6 protein-coding genes are annotated in these 4,783 nt (G+C 66.4%); all 6 read left to right on the forward strand.

What is annotated here, in order from left to right; all coding sequences use genetic code 11:
• Window positions 1-1,175 (forward strand): cyclopropane-fatty-acyl-phospholipid synthase family protein (locus RUW20_RS18305; RefSeq protein WP_313953657.1); only part of this gene is annotated, 1,175 nt, incomplete at its 5' end.
• Entirely contained in the window at window positions 1,172-1,696 is a 525-nt protein-coding gene (locus tag RUW20_RS18310) for a chalcone isomerase family protein (protein WP_313953658.1), read from the forward strand. The genes RUW20_RS18305 and RUW20_RS18310, both read left to right, overlap by 4 nt.
• A gap of 2 nt (window positions 1,697-1,698) precedes the next feature.
• Window positions 1,699-3,000, forward strand: coding sequence for an MFS transporter (locus RUW20_RS18315; RefSeq protein ID WP_313953659.1), 1,302 nt, complete (start codon window positions 1,699-1,701; stop codon window positions 2,998-3,000).
• Window positions 3,000-3,542 carry a DUF3833 domain-containing protein gene (locus RUW20_RS18320; RefSeq protein WP_313953662.1) on the forward strand — a complete coding sequence of 181 codons (543 nt, stop codon included), beginning with the start codon at window positions 3,000-3,002 and terminating at the stop codon, window positions 3,540-3,542. The genes RUW20_RS18315 and RUW20_RS18320 overlap by 1 nt, the downstream gene beginning before the upstream one ends.
• A 4-nt stretch (window positions 3,543-3,546) precedes the next feature.
• Complete coding sequence (locus RUW20_RS18325) at window positions 3,547-4,314, forward strand: SDR family NAD(P)-dependent oxidoreductase (protein WP_313953660.1); 768 nt, start codon at window positions 3,547-3,549, stop codon at window positions 4,312-4,314.
• A gap of 11 nt (window positions 4,315-4,325) precedes the next feature.
• Window positions 4,326-4,763: a nuclear transport factor 2 family protein gene (locus RUW20_RS18330; protein ID WP_313953661.1), complete on the forward strand. Its 438-nt coding sequence runs from the start codon at window positions 4,326-4,328 to the stop codon at window positions 4,761-4,763.
• Window positions 4,764-4,783: the final 20 nt, after the last annotated feature.

A 4,783-nucleotide genomic window follows, 5' to 3' on the forward strand; every position in this document is an offset into this window, starting at 1 on the left:
GCGCGCGAGCGGTGCTCGCCCTGCTCGAAGGGATAGAACACGGCAGCCTGGAAGTGCGCCTGCCCGACGGCGGCACGCCGTGTTTTGGGCAAGCCTCGTCCGGTCAGCGCAGCGCAGTACTCGAGGTTGCGCAGTGGTCGGTTTTCGACCAGGTGCTGGAACGCGGCGACGTCGGATTTGCCGAGGCGTGGATCGACGGTGGCTGGCACAGCCCCGACCTCACCGCGCTGCTGACCCTGCTGGCCGAAAACCGTCAGGCGCTTTCGCGCGCCGTCTATGGTCATTGGTGGGGGCTGTTGAGTGCTCGCCTGCGCCATCTGCTGAACGCCAACACGCGCGCTGGGGCGCGCCGCAACATCATGGCGCACTACGATCTGGGCAACGATTTCTACCGCCAGTGGCTCGACCCGACGATGAGCTACTCGAGCGCGCTCTATTCGACCGACGCCCCGCGCTCGATGGCCTCCGCGCAACTCGCCAAGTACCGGCGAATCCTGCACCGGCTCGATGCACGCCCCGGCCAGCGGGTGCTGGAAATCGGTTGCGGCTGGGGTGCTTTTGCCGAAACGGCAGCGCGCGAGGCTGGCCTGCAGGTGGTCGGGCTGACGCTGTCGCCAGCCCAGCAGCAGTTTGCTCGCCGGCGAATGCTGCTGGCCGGCGTCGAGCAGCAGGTGCAGATCGAATTGCGCGACTATCGCGATCTGCTCGGCGAGCAGTTCGACCACATCGTCTCGATCGAAATGTTCGAAGCGGTCGGCGAACGCTGGTGGCCGACCTACTTCAAGTCCCTGCAGCAGATGCTGGCGCCGAGCGGGCGGGCGGTGGTGCAGAGCATTACCATCGCCGACGAGCTGTTCGCCCGTTACCGGCGCGGGACCGATTTCATCCAGCAGCACGTCTTCCCCGGTGGCATGCTGCCCAGCCCGTCGGTATTCAAGCAGCAGGCGGCGCGCGCCGGCCTGGTGGTCGGTGACGCTTTCGCCTTTGGTCGTGACTACTCGCGGACACTGGCCGAGTGGTCGGCGAACTTCGAGCAGCAGTGGCCGGCGATCGAAGCGCAGGGTTTTGACGAACGCTTCCGCCGCCTGTGGCGCTTCTATCTGGCTTACTGCCAGGCCGGTTTCAATAGCGGTGCGACCGATGTCATGCAGTTCGAACTGGCGCACGCGCGATGAAACTGCTGATAGTAGCCGTCCTGCTCGCCGCCAGCAGCTTCGCCCAGGCCGTGCCCGACGCACTGCGCCAGAGCGGGGCCAGCTGGACCCAATGGGGCAGTGGCGAGATGAGCTGGTTCGGCTTCTCGCTCTACCGTGCCACCCTGTGGGTCGCGGCGCGGCCGAGTGCGGATTTGCCGGCGAATGTGCCGACCGCCCTGCAGCTCGACTATCGGCGCGACATCCCACGTGACCGCCTGGTGCAGACCAGCCTCGACGAAATGCGTCGACTCGGCGCCAGTGACACGCAGTTGCTGCGCTGGAAGAGCGAGCTGGGCCGCGTCTTTCCCGACGTCAAGGAGGGTGAGAGCATCGTCGGTGTCCATTACCCCGGGCGAGGTGCTGCCTTCTATTATCGTGGTCGACCCAGCGGTGAAATCGACGACGCCGACTTCGCTCGCCTGTTCTTCGCCATCTGGCTCGACCCGCGCAGCAGCCAGCCGGGGCTGCGCGCCGCGCTCCTCGAGCGTCCCGCGCTTTGAGCATGAGCGCAGCGCAAACCCTTTCCTTGCCCCGTCGGCAGCTCCTTGCCTACGGCGCGCTCGGCCTGCCGTTGGCGATGGCGGCACTGCCGGTGTATGTGCATGTGCCGCGCCTGTATGCCGAGGCGGCCGGCATGAGCCTGGGCCTGCTGGGTGGGCTGCTGCTGGCCGCGCGACTGGTCGATGCCGTTATCGACCCGCTGCTCGGTGGCTGGAGTGACCGCACGGCGAGTCGTCAGCGCCTGATCCTGCTGGCTCTGCCCTGTCTGGCGCTGGGTATGTTCGCCTTGCTCCACCCGCCGGCCAGCGCCGCGCCGCTGTGGCTGTTCGGCTCCATGCTGGTCACCTATTTCGGCTTCTCGCTGGCCAGTGTCGCCTATCAGGCCTGGGGCGCGGAACTCGGTCGCAATGCCGGCGAGCGCACGCGACTGACCGCCAGTCGTGAGGGATTCGGCCTGCTCGGCGTCGTCCTTGCTGCCGCGCTCCCCGGCCTTCTCTCGAGCGACCTGGCACACGGATTGTCGGGCCTGGCGCAGATATTTCCGCTGCTGCTGCTGGTGCTGGCGGTGTGGACGCTGTCGGGCTCACCGATAGCGGCGGCACGAACAGCGCCCACCGGCAGCCTGCTTGGCGACCTGCGCGGGGTCCTCGAAGAGCAGCGCTTTCGCCGCCTGCTGGCCGTTTTCGTGGTCAACGGCATCGCCGCCGCCTTGCCGGCGACGCTGGTGTTGTTCTATGTCGCCGATGTGCTGCAGGCCGAGGCCTGGAGTGGCGCCTTCCTTGCCCTCTACTTCGTCAGCGGGGTCGCTTTCCTGCCGCTGTGGGTGACGCTCTCCCGCCGCTTCGGTCGCGTGCGCAGCTGGATCGTCTCGATGCTGGTCGCGGTGGCCTCCTTCGCCTGGGCCTGGGGACTGGGCGCCGGCGACGTCTGGCCCTTCGCCGTCGTCTGCCTGCTCTCGGGTGCCGCGCTTGGCGCCGATCTGACCTTGCCGGCAGCGCTGCTGGCCGACATCGCGGAGTTCGGTGGTCGCGGCAGCGACGCGAGCAGTGAGGTGGAAACTGCCGAGAACACCAGGCCAGCACAGGCCGGTGCCTATTTTGGCTGGTGGAATCTGGTCGCCAAACTCAACCTGGCGCTCGCCGCGGGCCTGTCGTTGCCGCTGCTCCAGTCGGTCGGCTACCGGCCGGGAGTTGTCGAAACGACGGCCGGTCTCGCCGCCGTCTATTGTCTGCTGCCTTTGCTTTTCAAAACGGCTGCAGCACTGCTGGCATGGCGCTGGCGCAGCACTCTGGAGGTCTCCTGATGAAAACCCTGTGGCTTGCCTGTTTCGCGTGCGGCATTGTTGGTCTTGGCGGCTGTTCCAGCGTGCCGGTCGAGCGCTACCGGGCCGAACAGCCGGTGCTCGATCTGGCAACCTACTTTAACGGCACGATCGACGGCTGGGGAATGTTCCAGGATCGCTCGGGCGAGGTGATCAAACGCTTCCATGTGGTGATCGACGCCCGCTGGGAAAAACGCGATGGCGTCGACGTCGGCACCCTCGACGAGAATTTTTCCTGGTCGGATGGAAGCAGCTCGCGCCGGGTGTGGACCATCACCCGGCTCGATGCGTCGCGCTACGTCGGCCGCGCGGATGACGTCGTCGGTGACGCACTGGGCGAAGCGGCGGGCAACGCGCTGCGCTGGCGCTACGTCCTGGCGTTGCCGGTCGATGGCCGGGTGTGGAACGTCGACTTCGACGACTGGATGTTCCTGATCGACGACAAGGTGATGCTCAACCGTTCCGAGATGCGCAAGTTCGGCTTCCGGCTCGGCGAAGTGACGCTGAGCTTCCGCAAGCGGTGAGCCGATGAACCCAAGCATCGACGATTGGTCCGGCAAACGCGTTTGGCTGCTCGGCGCTTCGAGCGGCATTGGCGCCGCGCTTGGCCGCCTGTTACTGGCGCGTGGCGCCCGCGTTGCCTTCTCGGCACGCAACGCGGCCCGCCTCGCCGAGGTGGCTGGCGATGCCGAGCAGGCGCTGGTCCTGCCCTGCGATGCGGCTGATGAGGCCAGTCTGCACGCCGCCTGGGATGGCGTGCAGGCTGCCTGGGGAGGCGTCGACGTGGCGCTCTATGTCGCCGGCGACTATCTGCCGATGCGTGCCTGGGAGCTCGATGCGACACGGGCGCGGCAGATGATCGACATCAACTTCACCGGCGCGGTGTCGTTCGCCGCCCATGTGGTGCCGCAGCTGCTGCGCCAGGGTAGCGGTCAGATCGGCTTCGTCGCCAGCGTCGCCGGCTATCGAGGCTTGCCGAAATCGCTGATCTATGGCCCGACCAAGGCGGCGCTGATCAATTTCGCCGAAGCGCTCTATCTCGATCTGCAGCCGAAAGGCATCGGCGTGCGGGTGATCAACCCGGGCTTCGTCGCCACGCCACTGACCGCAAAGAACGACTTCGCCATGCCAGCGTTACTGACGCCCGAGCAGGCGGCGCAGGAGACGATCGCCGGTTTCGCCGGCAGCGCTTTCGAAATCCACTTTCCGAAGCGCTTTACCCGAGTGGTCAAGCTGCTTGCCCATCTGCCGTACCGGATCTATTTTCCGCTGGTACGCCGTTTCGCTGACCGCTGATGGAGGCTGCCATGAGCAAGACTGCTGCCGTCGAAGCGCTGATCTCTTTCTACGAAGGCTTGAGCGCCGAGAGCCTTGCCCGCTTCCCGGAGTTCTACGCCGATGACGCATTCTTCAAGGACCCGTTCAACCAGGTGCGTGGCGTGGCGCCGATCCAGCGCATCTTCGCGCACCTGTTCCGGCAGGTCGGAGAGGCGCGCTTCGTGGTCAGCGAGCGGCTGCTCGCCGACAACGGCGCGATGCTGGTGTGGGAGATGCACTTCCGCCTGCCAGCCCGGCGAGGGCAGGGCCCGCCGCAGCTGATCCGTGGCGTCTCGCATCTGAAGTTCGATGGCGAAGGCAAGGTCGTCTGGCATCGCGACTACTGGGACGCCGCCGAGGAGCTCTACGCCAAGCTGCCGGCAATCGGCTGGTTGATGCGATTCTTGCAGAGGAAACTGGCCGCCTGAGAGCGTAAACCCTGGTGGAG

The sequence above is a fragment of the Accumulibacter sp. genome (genome assembly GCF_032229525.1).
Classification (GTDB): domain Bacteria; phylum Pseudomonadota; class Gammaproteobacteria; order Burkholderiales; family Rhodocyclaceae; genus Accumulibacter.

Bases quoted from the DNA above. Each gene is read 5' to 3' on its own strand.
- RUW20_RS18310 (WP_313953658.1), top strand. From the start codon at position 1,172: ATGAAACTGCTGATAGTAGCCGTCCTGCTCGCCGCCAGCAGCTTCGCC.
- RUW20_RS18315 (WP_313953659.1), top strand. From the start codon at position 1,699: ATGAGCGCAGCGCAAACCCTTTCCTTGCCCCGTCGGCAGCTCCTTGCC.
- RUW20_RS18320 (WP_313953662.1), top strand. From the start codon at position 3,000: ATGAAAACCCTGTGGCTTGCCTGTTTCGCGTGCGGCATTGTTGGTCTT.
- RUW20_RS18325 (WP_313953660.1), top strand. From the start codon at position 3,547: ATGAACCCAAGCATCGACGATTGGTCCGGCAAACGCGTTTGGCTGCTC.
- RUW20_RS18330 (WP_313953661.1), top strand. From the start codon at position 4,326: ATGAGCAAGACTGCTGCCGTCGAAGCGCTGATCTCTTTCTACGAAGGC.